Genomic DNA, 16,061 nt, shown 5'->3' with positions numbered 1-16,061 from the left:
TGTAAGTCCAAGGTAAATAGCCGGTAAAGGCGCTTTTCTAAATGCGCACCAGTGCTTATCTTTCAGCCTCCCAAAGAAGAAGCTCTCGCGCCCAATGGTTGATCATTCCATGCAATCCTCCCCCCGCAATTCCCGCCGCTGGCTGTTCGGCCTGCTCGTGCTGCTGGTCATCGCCGGCCTGTGCTGGAAATTCTGGCCCGCCAGCCACAAGGACGCCGCCGCCAAGAAACCGGCCGAGCGCGCTGGCAAGTCGGGGATGATGCGCCCGGGCTTCGGCGGTTCCACCGGCCCGATTCCGGTGCGCGTGGCGCCGGCGGTATTGGGTGACTTCCCGGTGTACTACAAGGCGTTGGGCACGGTGACGGCGCTCAACACCATCAATGTGCGCAGCCGGGTGGGTGGCGAACTGGTGAAGATCGCCTTTGAAGAAGGGCAGATGGTCAAGGCCGGTGACCTGTTGGCGGAAATCGACCCGCGCAGCTACCAGAACGCCTTGCTCCAGGCCCAGGGCACTCTATTGCAGAACCAGGCGCAGTTGAAGAACGCCCAGGTCGACGTGCAGCGTTACCGCGACCTGTATGCCCAGGACAGCATCGCCAAACAGACCCTGGACACCGCCGAAGCGCTGGTCCTGCAATACCAGGGCACGGTCAAGACCAACCAGGGCGCGGTGGACGACGCCAAGCTCAACCTCGAATTCACCAAGATCCGCGCGCCGATCAGCGGCCGTGTCGGCCTGCGTCAGGTCGATGTGGGCAATCTGGTGGCGGCCAACGACACCACCTTCCTCGCCGTGATCACCCAGACCCAGCCCATCAGCGTGGTCTTCACCCTGCCGGAAAACACCCTGGACACCGTGCTCACCCGCTACCACGCCGGCAACAAACTGCCCGTTGAAGCCTGGGACCGAGGCGACGTCAAACAACAGGCAACCGGCGTGCTGCAAAGCCTCGACAACCAGATCGACGTGACCACCGGCACCCTGAAGTTCAAGGGCCGTTTCGATAACAAGGACCAGGCGCTGTTCCCCAACCAGTTCGTCAACGTGCATTTGCTTGCCGACACCCTGCACAACGCGGTGCTTGCACCGTCTGCCGCCATCCAGTTCGGCAACAACGGCACCTTTGTCTACAAGCTCGACGGCGACAAGAAGGTCAAGGTCCAGCCCCTGGTGATCGGCGACAGCGACGGCGACAACACCGTGATCAAGGAAGGCCTGGCGGCGGGCGACCGTGTGGTGCTGGAAGGCACCGACCGCTTGAAGGACGGCAGCGAGATCGAAGTGGTCAATGACAGCAGCGAAGTGCCGACCACCCCGACCGAACACCTGCAAGGCAAGCCTGCGGCGAAAGGGGAGACCGGCGCCAGCGCCGGCAAGGCGCAAAAGGTCGGTTCATGAACCTGTCGCGGCTGTTTATCCTTCGCCCGGTTGCTACCACGCTGAGCATGCTGGCCATTGTCCTGGCCGGCATCATCGCGTACCGCTTGCTGCCGGTGTCGGCTCTGCCCCAGGTGGATTACCCGACGATCCGAGTGATGACCCTGTACCCCGGCGCCAGCCCGGACGTGATGACCAGCGCGGTCACCGCGCCCCTTGAGCGCCAGTTTGGGCAAATGCCCGGGCTGACGCAGATGGCGTCCACCAGCTCGGGCGGCGCTTCGGTGCTGACCCTGCGTTTCAACCTCGACATCAACATGGATGTCGCCGAGCAACAGGTGCAGGCTGCGATCAACGCCGCCACCAACCTGCTGCCCAAGGACTTGCCCGCGCCACCGGTGTACAACAAGGTCAACCCGGCCGATACGCCGGTGCTGACCCTGGCGATTACCTCCAAGACCATGCTGCTGCCCAAGCTCAATGACCTGGTCGACACGCGCATGGCGCAAAAAATTGCACAGATCAGCGGCGTCGGCATGGTCAGCATCGCCGGTGGCCAGCGCCAGGCCGTGCGCATCAAGGTCAACCCGGAGGCCCTGGCGGCCAATGGTTTGAACCTGTCGGATGTGCGTACCCTGATCGCCGCGTCCAACGTCAACCAGCCCAAGGGCAACTTTGACGGCCCCACTCGCGTGTCGATGCTCGATGCCAACGATCAGTTGGTCTCGCCCCAGCAGTACGCCGAGCTGATCCTGGCCTACAACAACGGTGCGCCGTTGCGTCTGAAGGACGTGGCACAGATCGTCGACGGCGCCGAGAACGAACGCCTCGCCGCCTGGGCCAATGAAAATCAGGCCGTGCTGCTCAATATCCAGCGCCAGCCGGGCGCCAACGTGATTGAAGTGGTGGACCGCATCAAGGCGCTGCTGCCGAGCATCACCGACAACCTGCCCGCAGGCCTTGACGTGACGGTGCTCACCGACCGCACCCAGACCATCCGCGCCTCGGTCACCGATGTACAACACGAATTGCTGATCGCCATTGCCCTGGTGGTGATGGTGACGTTCCTGTTCCTGCGCCGTTTCAGCGCCACGATCATTCCGTCCATCGCCGTGCCGTTGTCGCTGGTGGGCACCTTTGGCGTGATGTACCTGGCGGGGTTCTCCATCAACAACCTGACGCTGATGGCCCTGACCATCGCCACCGGGTTCGTGGTGGACGACGCCATCGTGATGCTGGAGAACATCTCCCGCTACATCGAGGAAGGCGAGACGCCGCTGGCCGCCGCGCTCAAGGGCGCCAAGCAGATCGGCTTTACCCTGGTGTCCCTGACCTTGTCGCTGATCGCCGTATTGATCCCGTTGCTGTTCATGGCCGATGTGGTCGGGCGCCTGTTCCGCGAATTTGCCATCACCCTGGCAGTCGCCATCCTTATTTCCCTGGTGGTGTCCCTGACCCTTACACCGATGATGTGCGCGCGCTTGCTCAAGCGTGAGCCCAAGGAAGAAGAGCAGGGGCGTTTCTACAAGGCCAGCGGCGCGTGGATCGATTGGCTGATCGAAGCCTACGGGCGCAAATTGCAGTGGGTGCTCAAGCACCAGCCGCTGACCCTGCTGGTGGCCATCGCCACCCTGGGCCTCACCGTGTTCCTGTACCTGGTGGTGCCCAAGGGCTTCTTCCCGGTGCAGGACACCGGCGTCATCCAGGGCATTTCCGAAGCACCGCAGTCGATCTCCTTTGCGGCCATGAGCCAGCGCCAGCAGGAGCTGGCCAAGATCATCCTGGCCGACCCGGCCGTGGAAAGCCTGTCTTCTTACATTGGTGTGGACGGTGATAACGCCACCCTCAACAGCGGTCGCCTGCTGATCAACCTCAAGCCCCACGGCCAGCGCGACTTGAGCGCCGCCCAGGTGATCACGCGCCTGCAGCCGGAAATCGACAAGCTGGTGGGCATCCGCCTGTTCATGCAGCCGGTGCAGGACCTGACCATCGAAGACCGCGTCAGCCGTACCCAGTACCAGTTCAGCATGTCCTCGCCTGACGCCGACCTGCTGGCGCTGTGGAGCGACAAGCTGGTGCATGCCCTGAGCCAATTGCCGGAACTGACCGATGTGGCCAGCGACCTGCAGGACAAGGGCCTGCAAGTGTTCCTGGTGATCGACCGCGACGCCGCCTCGCGGCTGGGCGTGAGTGTGTCGACCATCACCGATGCGTTGTACGACGCTTTCGGCCAGCGGCAGATTTCTACGATTTACACCCAGGCCAGCCAGTACCGCGTGGTGTTGCAGGCCCAGTCCGGCGAAACCCTCGGCCCGGCTGCGCTGAACCAGATCCATGTGAAAACCACCGACGGCGGCCAGGTGCGCCTGTCCAGCCTGGCGCATGTGGAACAGCGCCAGGCACAGTTGGCCGTCGCGCATATCGGCCAGTTCCCGGCAGTGATGATGTCGTTCAACCTGGCCCCCGGCGTGGCGCTGGGCAAAGGCGTGGAGCTGATTAACCAGACCCAGAAGGACATCGGCATGCCGGTGGGCGTGCAGACCCAGTTCCAGGGCGCGGCCCAGGCGTTCGAAGCCTCGTTGTCGAGCACCTTGCTGCTGATCCTGGCGGCGGTGGTCACCATGTACATCGTCTTGGGTGTGCTCTATGAGAGCTATATCCACCCGATCACCATTCTCTCGACCTTGCCGTCGGCCGCCGTGGGGGCGCTATTGGCGTTGCTGCTCAGCGGCAATGACCTGGGCATGATCGCGATCATCGGCATCATCTTGCTGATCGGTATCGTGAAGAAGAACGCGATCATGATGATCGACTTCGCCCTCGACGCCGAACGCAACCAGGGCCTGGACCCGCAGACCGCGATCTACCAGGCAGCGCTGTTGCGCTTCCGGCCGATCCTGATGACCACGCTGGCGGCCTTGTTTGGTGCGGTGCCGTTGATGCTGGCCACTGGTTCCGGCGCGGAGTTGCGCCAGCCCCTGGGCCTGGTGATGGTCGGCGGCCTGCTGGTGAGCCAGGTACTGACCCTGTTCACCACGCCGGTCATCTACCTGTACTTCGATCGTCTGGGCCGGCGCTGGCGCAAAGAGCCGCAAAGCCTGGAGCCGGTTGAGTCATGAACCTGTCCGGACCTTTCATTCGCCGGCCGGTAGCTACCATGCTGCTGAGCCTGGCGATCATGTTGCTGGGCGGCGTGAGCTTCAACTTGTTGCCGGTCTCGCCGTTGCCGCAGATCGACTTCCCGGTGATCGTGGTGTCGGCCAGCTTGCCCGGGGCCAGCCCCGAGGTGATGGCGTCCACCGTGGCCACGCCGCTGGAGCGCTCCTTCGGCTCGATTGCCGGCATCACCACCATGAGCAGCTCGTCGAGCCAGGGCTCCACGCGGGTGATCCTGGCGTTCGACTCCGACCGGGACATCAACGGCGCGGCGCGGGAAGTGCAGGCGGCGATCAATGCATCGCGCAACCTGTTGCCCAGCGGCATGCGCAGCATGCCCACCTACAAGAAGATCAACCCGTCCCAGGCGCCGATCATGGTGCTGTCGCTGACCTCGGACGTGCTGCCCAAGGGCGAGTTGTACGACCTGGCCTCGACCATCCTGTCCCAAAGCCTGTCCCAGGTGCCGGGCGTGGGCGAAGTGCAGATCGGCGGCAGTTCGTTGCCCGCCGTGCGCATCGAGTTGCAGCCCAAGGCCCTCGACCAATACGGCGTAGCCCTCGACGACGTGCGCAATACCATCGCCAACGCCAACCAGCGCCGGCCTAAAGGTTCCCTGGAAGACAGCGAGCGCAACTGGCAGATCCAGGCCAACGACCAACTGGAAAAAGCCAAGGACTACGAGCCGCTGCTGATTCGCTACCAGAACGGCGCCGCCTTGCGCCTGGGGGATGTGGCCAAGATCAGCGACGGCGTGGAAGACCGCTACAACAGCGGCTTCTTCAACAATGATGCGGCGGTGCTGCTGGTGATCAACCGCCAGTCCGGCGCCAACATCATCGAGACCGTACGGCAGATCAAGGCGCAATTGCCGGCCTTGCAGGCGGTGCTGCCGAGCAGCGTCAAGCTGAGCCTGGCGATGGACCGCTCGCCGGTGATCACCGCGACCTTGCATGAAGCCGAAATGACCCTGCTGATTGCCGTGGCGCTGGTGATCCTGGTGGTCTACCTGTTCCTGGGCAACTTCCGCGCCTCGCTGATTCCGACGCTGGCGGTGCCGGTGTCGCTGGTGGGCACTTTTGCGGTGATGTACCTGTTTGGCTTCTCGCTGAACAACTTCTCGCTGATGGCGCTGATCCTGGCCACCGGCCTGGTGGTGGATGACGCCATCGTGGTGCTGGAGAACATTTCTCGGCATATCGACGAGGGCGTGCCGCCGATGAAGGCGGCGTACCTGGGCGCCCAGGAAGTCGGGTTTACCTTGCTGTCGATGAACGTGTCGCTGGTGGCGGTGTTCCTGTCGATCCTGTTCATGGGCGGGATTGTCACCAACCTGTTCCGCGAGTTTTCCATCACGCTGTCGGCGGCGATCATCGTGTCGCTGGTGGTGTCGCTGACGCTGACGCCGATGCTCTGCGCACGCTGGCTCAAGCCGCATATCAAAGGCCAGATGACCGGCCTGCAACGCTGGAGCCAGAAGGTCAACGACCGTATGGTCGCCGGTTATGCCACCAGCCTTGACTGGGTGTTGCGCCACCGGCGCCTGACCTTGTTCAGTCTGTTGCTGACGATTGGCGTCAACGTCGCCCTGTATGTGGTGGTGCCGAAGACGTTCATGCCGCAGCAGGACACCGGGCAGTTGATCGGTTTTGTGCGCGGTGACGACGGCCTGTCGTTCGGCGTGATGCAGCCGAAGATGGAAACCTTTCGCCAGGCCGTGCTCAAGGACCCGGCGGTGCTCAGCGTGGCCGGCTTTATCGGTGGCAACAACGGCACCAATAACGCGGTGATGCTGGTGCGCCTCAAGCCCATCAGCGAGCGCAAGATTTCCGCCCAGGCGGTGATCGAGCGCCTGCGCAAGGACGTGCCACTGGTGCCGGGCGGGCGGTTGTTCCTGATGGCCGACCAGGACCTGCAGTTTGGTGGCAGCCGTGACCAGAGCAGCGCGCAGTATTCCTACATCCTGCAGAGCGGTGACCTGGCGGCGCTGCGCGAGTGGTACCCGAAGGTGGTGGCCGCGTTCCATACGTTGCCTGAGCTGACCGCCATCGACGCCCGTGAAGGACGCGGCGCAGCGCAGGTCACGCTGATCGTGGACCGCGACCAGGCCAAGCGCCTCGGGGTGGACATGGCCATGGTCACCTCGGTGCTGAACAACGCCTACAGCCAACGGCAGATCTCGACCATCTACGACAGCCTCAACCAGTACCAGGTGGTGATGGAGGTCAACCCGCTTTATGCCAAGGACCCGATCACCCTCAACCAGGTGCAGGTCATCACCTCCACGGGCGCGCGGATTCCGCTGTCGACCATCGCCCATTACGAAAACAGCCTGGCCGATGACACCGTGCGCCATGAGGGCCAGTTCGCTTCGCAGAACATTGCCTTCGATATGGCGCCCGGCGTGACGGTGGAGCAGGGCATGGCCGCCATCGAACGGGCGGTGGCCAAGGTCGGCTTGCCGGAAGACGTGATCGCCAAGATGGCCGGCACCGCCGATGCGTTTGCGGCGACCCAGAAGGGCCAGCCGTTCATGATCCTCGGCGCGCTGGTGGCGGTGTACCTGGTGCTGGGCATCCTGTACGAAAGCTACATTCATCCGTTGACCATCCTGTCCACCTTGCCGTCGGCGGGGGTGGGGGCGCTGCTGTCCATCTACCTGTTGGGCGGCGAGTTCAGCCTGATCTCGCTGTTGGGCTTGTTCCTGCTGATCGGCGTGGTGAAGAAAAACGCGATCCTGATGATCGACCTGGCGCTGCAACTGGAACGCCACGATGGCATGAGCCCGTTGGAGTCGATCCGCAGTGCCTGTCTGCTGCGCCTGCGGCCGATCCTGATGACCACCCTGGCGGCGATCCTCGGCGCCTTGCCATTGCTACTGGGTGCTGGCGACGGCGCCGAAATGCGCCAGCCCCTGGGCCTGACCATTATCGGTGGCCTGGTGTTCAGCCAGATCCTGACCCTTTACACCACCCCGGTGGTTTACCTCTATCTAGACCGCGCACGCCATCGCTTCAATGCCTGGCGCGGCGTGCGGACCGATGCTGCCTTGGACACTGCGCTATGACCGATTCAACACCTGCCAATGCACCGCATCTGTTTGCCGCTCCGATGCATTTTCCTGTAGGAGCCGGCTTGCCGGCGAAAAACGCCCAGGCACCGCGTACCTGCGGATTGAGCGCATTCTCGTTGACCACCTTCGCGAGTAAGTTCGTTCCTACCGTCGTGTTGGCCCTGCTGCTCAGCGCCTGCGCCATCGGCCCCGACTACAAACGCCCGGACGTCATCGAACCGGCGCAATTCAAGGAAGCCCAGGGCTGGCGCCAAGCCACCCCCAGCGACTCCCTGGCCCGTGGCGCCTGGTGGGAGCTCTACGGCGACCCTCAGCTCAATGACCTGGTGGTGCGCCTGAACACCTCCAACCAGACCGTCGCCCAGGCCGAAGCGCGCTTTCGCCAGGCCCAGGCCCAGGTGCGCAGTGCCCGTGGCGCGTTTTTCCCGACGGTGGACCTGAGCGCCGGTAAAACCCGCGCCAGCCAGGGCACTGGCAGCAGTAACGCCAGCCTGAGCAGTTCCAGCAGCGGTATCCGTGACACCCTCAATGCTCAACTGGGTGTGAGTTGGGAAGCCGACGTCTGGGGCAAGCTGCGCCGAGGCCTGGAAGCCAATGAAGCCACGGCCGAAGCCAGCTCGGCGGACCTGGCGGCGATGCGCCTGAGCCAGCAATCGGAACTGGTGCAGGACTACCTGCAACTGCGAGTCATGGACGAACAGACCCGTCTGCTGCAAGCCACATTGGACGCCTACCAGCGTTCGCTGACCATGACCGAAAACCAATACCGTGCCGGCATTTCCGGCAAGGACGCCATCGCCCAGGCGCAAACCCAGCTCAAGACCACCCAGGCCAGCCTGATCGACCTGATCTGGCAGCGCGCCCAGCTGGAAAACGCCATCGCGGTGTTGATCGGCGAGGCGCCGGCCAACTTCAACCTGGCCGTCAGCCAAAGCATCCCGGCGCTGCCGCAGATTCCGGCCAGCCTGCCGTCGCAGTTGCTGGAGCGCCGCCCGGACATCGCCTCGGCCGAACGTTCGGTGATCGCCGCCAACGCCAACATTGGCGTGGCCAAGGCTGCTTACTACCCGGACCTGACCCTGAGCCTGGCCGGCGGCTATTCGAGCAGCACCTACGCCGACTGGATCAGCCTGCCGAACCGTTTCTGGTCGGTGGGGCCCAAACTGGCCATGACCCTGTTCGACGGCGGCCAGCGCTCGGCTGAAGTCGACCGCAGCATTGCCAGCTATGACGAAACCGTGGCCAAGTACCGCCAGACCGTGCTCGACGGCTTCCGTGAAGTGGAAAACTACATGGTGCAGCTCAAGGTGCTGGAAGACGAGGCCGTGGTCAGCAACGAAGCGCTGGCCGCAGCACGTGAATCCCTGCGCCTGACCCAGAACCAGTACAAGGCCGGCCTGATCGCCTACCTGGATGTGGTTACCGTACAGGCCACGGCCCTGAGCAACGAGCGCACTGTATTGACCTTGTTGCAGACGCGCTTGGTCGCCAGCGTGCAACTGATTGCCGCGTTGGGTGGCGGTTGGGATGGCAACACGGATGTGAAGGCTGACTGAGTGTGGGAGCCGGGCTAGTGTGGGAGCTGGCTTGCCTGCGATACAGGCGACTCGGTGGTCAGGTGCAACGAGGCGATGCTATCGCAGGCAAGCCAGCTCCCACATTTGGATCTATGCCCGGCCGGGAAACTGGTTACACCACCGACCCCCTGTAGGAGCCGGCTTGCCGGCGATCGCGTTGGTCCAGTCGACTATGCGGTAGCTGATGCACCGCTATCGCAGGCAAGCCAGCTCCCACACAAACCCCATATTTGGATTCAATTTCGCGCCGAATTTCCTTCGGTTTTGAGTCGGTAGATTGACGTCAAAATGCCAGTGATGGCTATACGCTAATAATTCAACTGTACAAGAATTATTCTCGCTACAATCGCTCGCTTTGCCACCTGGCACGGGCTTTTCAGGCCCGTCGGTTTTGAGAAGTCCCATGCTCATCGGTAGTTATTCTCCCTCTCTTGTCGTGATCTCCTTGTTCGTCGCGATCCTGGCGTCCTATACCGCCCTGGACCTGGCCGGTCGCATCGCGACCACCAAAGGCCGCGCGGTGTACCTGTGGATGACCGGCGGGGCCGTGGCGATGGGGGTGGGCGTGTGGTCCATGCACTTTATCGGCATGTTGGCGTTGCGCCTGCCGTTCGCCCTGGGCTTTGACGTGGGCATTACCGCGCTGTCACTGTTGATCGCGGTGCTCTCCAGCGGCTTCGCATTATGGCTGATCAACCAACCCCGCTTGCTCGCCTGGCAACTGGCGTTTGGCGCATTGGTCATGGGCGCCGGCATCAGCACCATGCACTACACTGGCATGGCCGCCATGCGCATGACCCCCGGCATTGACTACGACCCCACGCTGTTTGGCGCCTCGTTGCTGATCGCCGTGGTGGCGTCCGGCGCAGCGCTGTGGATCGCCCACAACTTGCGGCGCAACACCCCGTACGTGCGCCTGGCGCGCGGCGGCGCGGCGGTGGTAATGGGCGTGGCGATCGTCGGCATGCACTACACCGGCATGGCCGCCGCACGCTTTGCCGACGAGAGTTTCTGTGGCGCGGCGCTGACCGGCTTGAGCGGTAAAGGCCTGGACAACGTGGTGTTGGTGACCTCGTTGGCGGTGTTGATCATCGCACTGCTGACCTCGTTGCTCGACGCTCGCCTGGAAGCCCGCACGGCGGTGCTGGCCGATTCCCTGACCCTGGCCAACCAGGAACTGACTCACCTGGCGCTGCACGACATGCTCACTGGCCTGCCCAATCGCACCTTGTTGGCCGACCGTATCCAGCAGGCCATTCAGGCAGTGAAGGAGCAGGGTGGTTGCTTTGCGTTGATGTTTATCGACCTGGATGGCTTCAAGCCGGTCAACGACGCCTTCGGTCACCACATGGGCGACCAGTTGCTGCGCGAAGTCGGCCTGCGCCTGCGGGAAGACCTGCGCGGCCAGGACACCCTGGCGCGTATCGGCGGCGATGAATTCGTGCTGCTGGTGCAACTGAGCCAGCCCGATGACGCCATGGGCCTGGCCGAGCGCCAGGTGGGCCTGATCAATCGCGCGTTCAAGGTGGCGGAACACGAATTGAAGATTTCGGCCAGCGTCGGCATTGCCATGTTTCCGGGGAACGGTAACAACCCCCAGGAACTGTTGATGAACGCCGATGCCGCGATGTACCACGCCAAGGGCATGGGCAAGAACGGCTACAGCTTCTTCGATGTGTCGATGAACACCAATGCGCGCAAGCAATTGCAGTTGTTGCAGGACTTGCGCAACGCCGTCGAGCACGAGCAGTTCCGTTTGTATTACCAGCCCAAGTTCGACGCGGTCAGTGGTATCGCGGTGGGCGCCGAGGCCTTGTTGCGTTGGGAGCATCCGCAACAGGGCCTGTTGTTGCCGGCGATGTTTATCGAGCTGGCGGAAAAGACCGGGCTGATCATTCCGATTGGCGAATGGGTGCTCAACGAAGCCTGTCGCCAGATGGCGCTGTGGTACGCCCAGGGCTATGAGGACTGGCGCATTGCGGTGAACCTGTCGGCCTTGCAGTTCTGTCACGCCGGGCTGGTCAAGAGCGTGGCCACTGCACTGGAGCGTCACCAGTTGCCGGCCAACAGCCTGACCCTGGAAATCACCGAGACCACCGCCATGAGCGACGCCGACGCGAGCATGACGGTGTTGCAACAGCTCTCCGACATGGGCGTCGACCTGTCCATCGATGATTTCGGTACCGGCTACTCCAGCCTTATGTACCTCAAGCGCCTGCCGGCCAACGAGTTGAAGATTGACCGGGGCTTCGTGCGCGACCTGGAGCACGACAGCGACGACGCCGCCATCGTTTCGGCCATTGTTGCCCTGGGTCAGGCCCTGGGCCTGCGTATTGTGGCCGAAGGCGTGGAGACCGATGTGCAGCAGAACTTCCTGACGCGCCTGGGGTGTAATTCCCTGCAAGGCTACCTGTTGGGGCACCCGCTGCCTGCCGATGGATTCATGGCCGATATCCAGCGCGCCGAAGACGCCGTAGCCCCTGACAAAAGCCGTGCGTGACAGGTATTCTTGGATCCAGCCATACACATCAGGTTGAATCAGGAGACCACACGCATGGACAAAGTCGTCATCATCACCGGGGGCAGTCGTGGGATTGGCGCCGAGGCGGCCTTGCTGGCGGCGCGCCAGGGCTATCGCATCTGCATCAACTACCAGTCTGACGAAGAGGCGGCCCATCGCGTGCTGGAGCAGGTCCGTGCGCTGGGTGCCCAGGCGATCACTGTGCGCGCCGATGTGAGCATCGAGGATGAAGTGATTGGCCTGTTCCACCGCGTCGATGCCGAGCTGGGCCGAGTCACTGCGCTGGTCAACAATGCCGGTACCGTGGGGCACAAGTCGCGGGTCGATGAAATGTCCGAGTTCCGCATTCTCAAGATCATGAAGACCAACGTGCTGGGCCCGATCCTGTGTGCCAAGCATGCGGTACTGCGCATGTCGCCCAAGCATGGCGGGCAGGGCGGCAGCATTGTCAACGTGTCGTCGGTCGCGGCGCGCCTGGGGTCGCCGGGTGAGTACGTCGACTATGCCGCGTCCAAAGGCGCGCTCGACACCTTCACCGTGGGCCTGTCCAAGGAAGTGGCAGGTGAGGGCATTCGGGTCAACGCCGTACGTCCTGGCTATATCTTTACTGACTTCCATGCCCTCAGTGGCGATCCGGACCGTGTCAGCAAACTCGAGTCGGGCATCCCCATGGCGCGCGGCGGGCGCCCGGATGAAGTGGCCGAGGCGATTATCTGGTTGCTGTCGGACAAAGCCTCGTATACCACCGGCACCTTTCTGGATTTGGGCGGCGGCCGCTAAGGGCGTGGGTGGTCAGGTCGGCAGGTAGCGCAGAATCTCGTAGCCTTTATAGGAAAAGGCCTGCAACAGGCGGGCCTCCGAGTTGTGGGCGGTGCCATAGCCATTTGTGCAAAAACCGTCGATATAGCCATTGCGGTTTCGGCTGCAACTGAGGGCGCGATCGTCGACGTTGTCGATGAAACGCAAGACTTTGTCTAGGTCGTAGGCCGCGTTGGCCCGGGATTTCGGGTCAGGGTTAGCCTCGGTCCAATTACCGACCTGCATCATCAATTCATCAAGCACGTGGTAGTTGTCGTGGTTGTCCAGTAAGCGCCTCAGCACCGGGCTTTGTTCGATGATCCGTTCTGCCGAGCGATGGTCGCCGGCCGGGCGTCCCATCGGGCTGGTCATCTCGCGCACTTGTTTCTGTTCGGCTGCACGCATGTAGTTGGGGGGGATGGGTGGCCGTGGAAGGCCCGTGCGAATAGGCATGCTCATGGGGAACTCAACATTGAACCAGGGAAGGTGCAATCTTCAATAAGAGAAGAATGCGCCCTCCTGTGTGGCCATTTCCTTGATTCGGTTCCGGCTCAAAATGACCGCACGATCCGCCCCAATGTCTCCATCGCTTTCTCCGATGCCTCGGTCCATGGGCTGCCATAGTTCAGGCGAATGCAGTTGCGAAAGCGCTGGGTCGCCGAGAAGATCGGCCCTGGTGCGATGCTGATGCCTTGGGCCAACGCCATCTGGAACAGTTTCAGCGAGTCGGTCTGCTCCGGCAGTTCCAGCCACAGGAAATAGCCTCCGGCCGGCTGGCTGACCCGGGTCTGCGCCGGGAAGTAACGGGCAATCGCCGCCAGCATCGCACTTTGCTGTTCTTCCAGGGCGTAGCGCAATTTGCGCAAGTGCCGGTCATACCCGCCATGTTGCAGGTAGTCGGCAATCGCCGCCTGGGCCGGCATTGAGGGGCACAACGAGGTCATCAGCTTCAGGCGCTCGACTTTCTGCGCAAAGCGCCCGGCCGCCACCCAGCCCACGCGGTAGCCCGGGGCCAGGCTCTTGGCGAACGAGCCGCAATGCATCACCAACCCTTCAGTGTCAAAGGCCTTGGCCGGCTTGGGCGCCTGCTGCCCGTAATACAGCTCGGCGTACACATCGTCTTCGATCAGCGGTACCTGATGGCTGCGCAGCAGCTCCACCAACGCTTGTTTCTTGGCTTCCGGCAGGGTGGCGCCCATGGGGTTCTGGAAGCTGGTCATGGTCCAGCATGCCTTGATCGGGTAGCGCTCGAGGCTTTGGGCCAGGGCGTTGAGGTCAATGCCGTCGCGCGGGTGCACGGGGATTTCCACGGCTTTGAGTTTCAGGCGCTCCAGCACCTGCAGGCAGGCGTAGAACGCCGGGGCTTCAATCGCTACCAGGTCGCCGGGTTCCGTCACCGCTTGTAAGCACAGGTTGAGGGCCTCCAGGGCGCCATTGGTGATCAGCAGTTCTTCCATCGGCAGCATCAGGCCGCCGACCATGTAGCGCAGGGCGATCTGCCGACGCAGTTGCGGGTTGCCCGGCGACATATCGGTGACCACCAGGCGCGGGTCCATCTCGCGGCTGGCGCTGGCCAGGGAGCGGGCCAGGCGCGGCAGCGGGAACAGCATGGGGCTGGGGAACGCCGAGCCGAACGGCACGGTGTTCGGGTCCTTGATCGAGTCGAGCACCGAGAACACCAGTTCGCTGACGTCGACTTCGGTGGACTCGTGCACCTGTTCGCTTACCACCGGTTCGGAAAACGGGCTGGGCGCATGGGTATTCACAAAGTAGCCCGAACGCGGCCGTGCGCGAATCAGCCCGCGCCGCTCCAGCAGGTAGTAGGCCTGGAACACCGTGGACGGGCTGACGCCGTAGGTCTGGCTGGCATAGCGCACCGACGGCACGCGCTGGCCGGGGCCAAGCACCCCGGAGCGGATCAGTTCTGCGATGTCATCGGCGAATTTTTCGTAGCGTTTCATGGGGGCCTAATTAACGTGTTGAAATTGACGCCGGGCAACATGTGGGAGCTGGCTTGCCTGCGATGACGGCGGCACATCCGACGGCAGTGCTGGCTGACCTGACGCTATCGCGGGCAAGCCCGCTCCCACAGTTGGATTTTCACAGATTTGGATAGACCTCAGCGGTTCAATGGCGCCACAAAGCGGCTGTCGGCGGCACTGTAGATCCACGGCTCATCCACATCCGTGACCTTGAAGCGCAACGTCTGCGAACTGCTCGCCGGCTTGTCGGCCAGCAGCGCCACCGACACCGGCACATCGCTGATTTCCCCCGGGGCCAAGCTGATCTCGGTCTTGCCCTGCAGCTGGAAGCCTTCGGCGTCCACCAGTTCCAGGCGGTAGTCCTGGCGTTGCTGGGTCTTGTTGATGACCTTGAGGCTGTAGATGTTTTCGATCATGCCCTGGCTGTTCTCACGGAACATGCCACGGTCCTTGGTCACGTCCAGCGACACCATTGGTCGTTCGATCAACGCCACCACCAACGCCGCAATCATCACCAGCAGCACCGCACTGTAGCCGATCAGGCGTGGCCTGAGCAGGTGAGTCTTGCCACCTTGCAACTGATGTTCGGAGGTGTAGCTGACCAGGCCACGGGCGTAACCCATCTTGTCCATGATCGAATCGCAGGCATCGATGCAGGCGGCGCAGCCGATGCACTCCATTTGCAGGCCGTCCCGGATGTCGATACCGGTGGGGCACACCTGCACGCACAGCTGGCAGTCGATGCAGTCACCCAGGCCGACGTCGGCGGGCTTGACCTCGCGTTTGCGCGGGCCTCTGTTTTCGCCACGGGCCACATCGTAGGAAATGGTCAGGGTGTCCTTGTCGAACATCACGCTTTGGAATCGCGCATACGGACACATGTGCATACACACTGCTTCACGCAGCCAGCCGGCATTGATGTAGGTGGCGCCGGTAAAGAACAGCACCCAGAACAGGCTTACGCCGCCCATTTGCCAGGTCAGTAGCTCTTCAGCCAGGGGGCGCACGGGGGTGAAGTAGCCGACAAACGTCAGGCCGGTCAACACGCTGATGCCCAGCCACAAGGTGTGCTTGGCCGAGCGCCGTGCCAGTTTGTTCAGGCTCCAGGGCGCGGCCTGCAGTTTGATGCGTTGGTTGCGCTCGCCCTCGGTGACCTTTTCGCACCACATGAACAGCCAGGTGAACGAACTTTGCGGGCAGGTGTAGCCGCACCACACACGCCCGGCAAACACGGTGATCGCAAACAGGCCAAAGGCACAGATGATCAGCAGGGCCGACAGGAGGATGAAATCCTGGGGCCAGAAGGTGGCGCCAAAGATGTGGAACTTGCTTTCAGCCAGGTCCCACAGCACAGCCTGGCGACCGCCCCAGTTCAGCCACACCGTGCCGAAGAAGGCCAGGAACAGAAAGCCTGCACCACTGACGCGCAAGGTGCGGAACAAGCCGGTGAAACTGCGGGTATGGATCAGGGTGTCGCTGGATTTGGCCTTCACCTTCTTTGGGTGCGCAGGCTCATGGATTTCCACGGTTCGGACGGGGATTCTTTCGCTCATGGTCGTTTGCTCATCAGCCTCCA

The 16,061-nt window shown here is 62.7% G+C and carries 9 protein-coding genes; 6 read left to right on the top strand and 3 right to left on the bottom strand.

The window, feature by feature from the left end; translation table 11 throughout:
• Positions 1 to 94: 94 nt before the first annotated feature.
• From AC07OV_RS07220 to AC07OV_RS07195, 6 genes are all read left to right on the top strand, one after another.
• Positions 95 to 1,399 (top strand): MdtA/MuxA family multidrug efflux RND transporter periplasmic adaptor subunit, encoded by a 1,305-nt coding sequence (locus AC07OV_RS07220; protein ID WP_494997052.1) that lies wholly within the window; start codon positions 95 to 97, stop codon positions 1,397 to 1,399.
• Positions 1,396 to 4,497 carry an MdtB/MuxB family multidrug efflux RND transporter permease subunit gene (locus tag AC07OV_RS07215; protein ID WP_176998372.1) on the top strand — a complete coding sequence of 1,034 codons (3,102 nt, stop codon included), beginning with the start codon at positions 1,396 to 1,398 and terminating at the stop codon, positions 4,495 to 4,497. Before AC07OV_RS07220 ends, AC07OV_RS07215 begins: the two co-directional genes overlap by 4 nt.
• Positions 4,494 to 7,601, top strand: coding sequence for an efflux RND transporter permease subunit (locus AC07OV_RS07210; RefSeq protein ID WP_176998371.1), 3,108 nt, complete (start codon positions 4,494 to 4,496; stop codon positions 7,599 to 7,601). The genes AC07OV_RS07215 and AC07OV_RS07210 overlap by 4 nt, the downstream gene beginning before the upstream one ends.
• Positions 7,598 to 9,163: an efflux transporter outer membrane subunit gene (locus AC07OV_RS07205; protein WP_495091907.1), complete on the top strand. Its 1,566-nt coding sequence runs from the start codon at positions 7,598 to 7,600 to the stop codon at positions 9,161 to 9,163. The genes AC07OV_RS07210 and AC07OV_RS07205 overlap by 4 nt, the downstream gene beginning before the upstream one ends.
• Positions 9,164 to 9,587: 424 nt before the next feature.
• Positions 9,588 to 11,684 carry a putative bifunctional diguanylate cyclase/phosphodiesterase gene (locus tag AC07OV_RS07200; protein ID WP_494997054.1) on the top strand — a complete coding sequence of 699 codons (2,097 nt, stop codon included), beginning with the start codon at positions 9,588 to 9,590 and terminating at the stop codon, positions 11,682 to 11,684.
• 54 nt (positions 11,685 to 11,738) lie between these two features.
• The gene (locus AC07OV_RS07195; protein WP_495091906.1) at positions 11,739 to 12,485 is read left to right on the top strand and encodes an SDR family oxidoreductase; all 747 of its coding nucleotides are present in this window, start codon (positions 11,739 to 11,741) and stop codon (positions 12,483 to 12,485) included.
• 12 nt (positions 12,486 to 12,497) lie between these two features.
• On the opposite strand, the gene AC07OV_RS07190 is transcribed toward AC07OV_RS07195, so the two are convergent.
• The 3 genes from AC07OV_RS07190 to ccoG all read right to left on the bottom strand — a co-directional run bounded on the left by AC07OV_RS07190 (position 12,498) and on the right by ccoG (position 16,038).
• The gene (locus AC07OV_RS07190) at positions 12,498 to 12,962 is read right to left on the bottom strand and encodes a hypothetical protein (RefSeq protein WP_495091905.1); all 465 of its coding nucleotides are present in this window, start codon (positions 12,960 to 12,962) and stop codon (positions 12,498 to 12,500) included.
• Positions 12,963 to 13,054: 92 nt separating this feature from the next.
• Positions 13,055 to 14,464, bottom strand: a complete 1,410-nt coding sequence (gene mapR / locus AC07OV_RS07185; protein ID WP_176998367.1) for a GntR family transcriptional regulator MpaR — start codon at positions 14,462 to 14,464, stop codon at positions 13,055 to 13,057.
• Positions 14,465 to 14,622: 158 nt separating this feature from the next.
• Positions 14,623 to 16,038 (bottom strand): cytochrome c oxidase accessory protein CcoG, encoded by a 1,416-nt coding sequence (gene ccoG, locus AC07OV_RS07180; RefSeq protein ID WP_495091904.1) that lies wholly within the window; start codon positions 16,036 to 16,038, stop codon positions 14,623 to 14,625.
• Positions 16,039 to 16,061 lie beyond the last annotated feature (23 nt).

Source organism: Pseudomonas sp. GW821-FHT09A09 (assembly GCF_059418405.1).
Note: the sequence above shows the minus strand (reverse complement) of the source record. Positions and strands in the feature narration are given on the sequence as shown.

Excerpts from the sequence above, each read along its gene's own strand:
- AC07OV_RS07220 (WP_494997052.1), top strand. The coding sequence starts at position 95 with ATGGTTGATCATTCCATGCAATCCTCCCCCCGCAATTCCCGCCGCTGG.
- AC07OV_RS07215 (WP_176998372.1), top strand. The coding sequence starts at position 1,396 with ATGAACCTGTCGCGGCTGTTTATCCTTCGCCCGGTTGCTACCACGCTG.
- AC07OV_RS07210 (WP_176998371.1), top strand. The coding sequence starts at position 4,494 with ATGAACCTGTCCGGACCTTTCATTCGCCGGCCGGTAGCTACCATGCTG.
- AC07OV_RS07205 (WP_495091907.1), top strand. The coding sequence starts at position 7,598 with ATGACCGATTCAACACCTGCCAATGCACCGCATCTGTTTGCCGCTCCG.
- AC07OV_RS07200 (WP_494997054.1), top strand. The coding sequence starts at position 9,588 with ATGCTCATCGGTAGTTATTCTCCCTCTCTTGTCGTGATCTCCTTGTTC.
- AC07OV_RS07195 (WP_495091906.1), top strand. The coding sequence starts at position 11,739 with ATGGACAAAGTCGTCATCATCACCGGGGGCAGTCGTGGGATTGGCGCC.
- AC07OV_RS07190 (WP_495091905.1), bottom strand. The coding sequence starts at position 12,962 with ATGAGCATGCCTATTCGCACGGGCCTTCCACGGCCACCCATCCCCCCC.
- mapR (WP_176998367.1), bottom strand. The coding sequence starts at position 14,464 with ATGAAACGCTACGAAAAATTCGCCGATGACATCGCAGAACTGATCCGC.
- ccoG (WP_495091904.1), bottom strand. The coding sequence starts at position 16,038 with ATGAGCGAAAGAATCCCCGTCCGAACCGTGGAAATCCATGAGCCTGCG.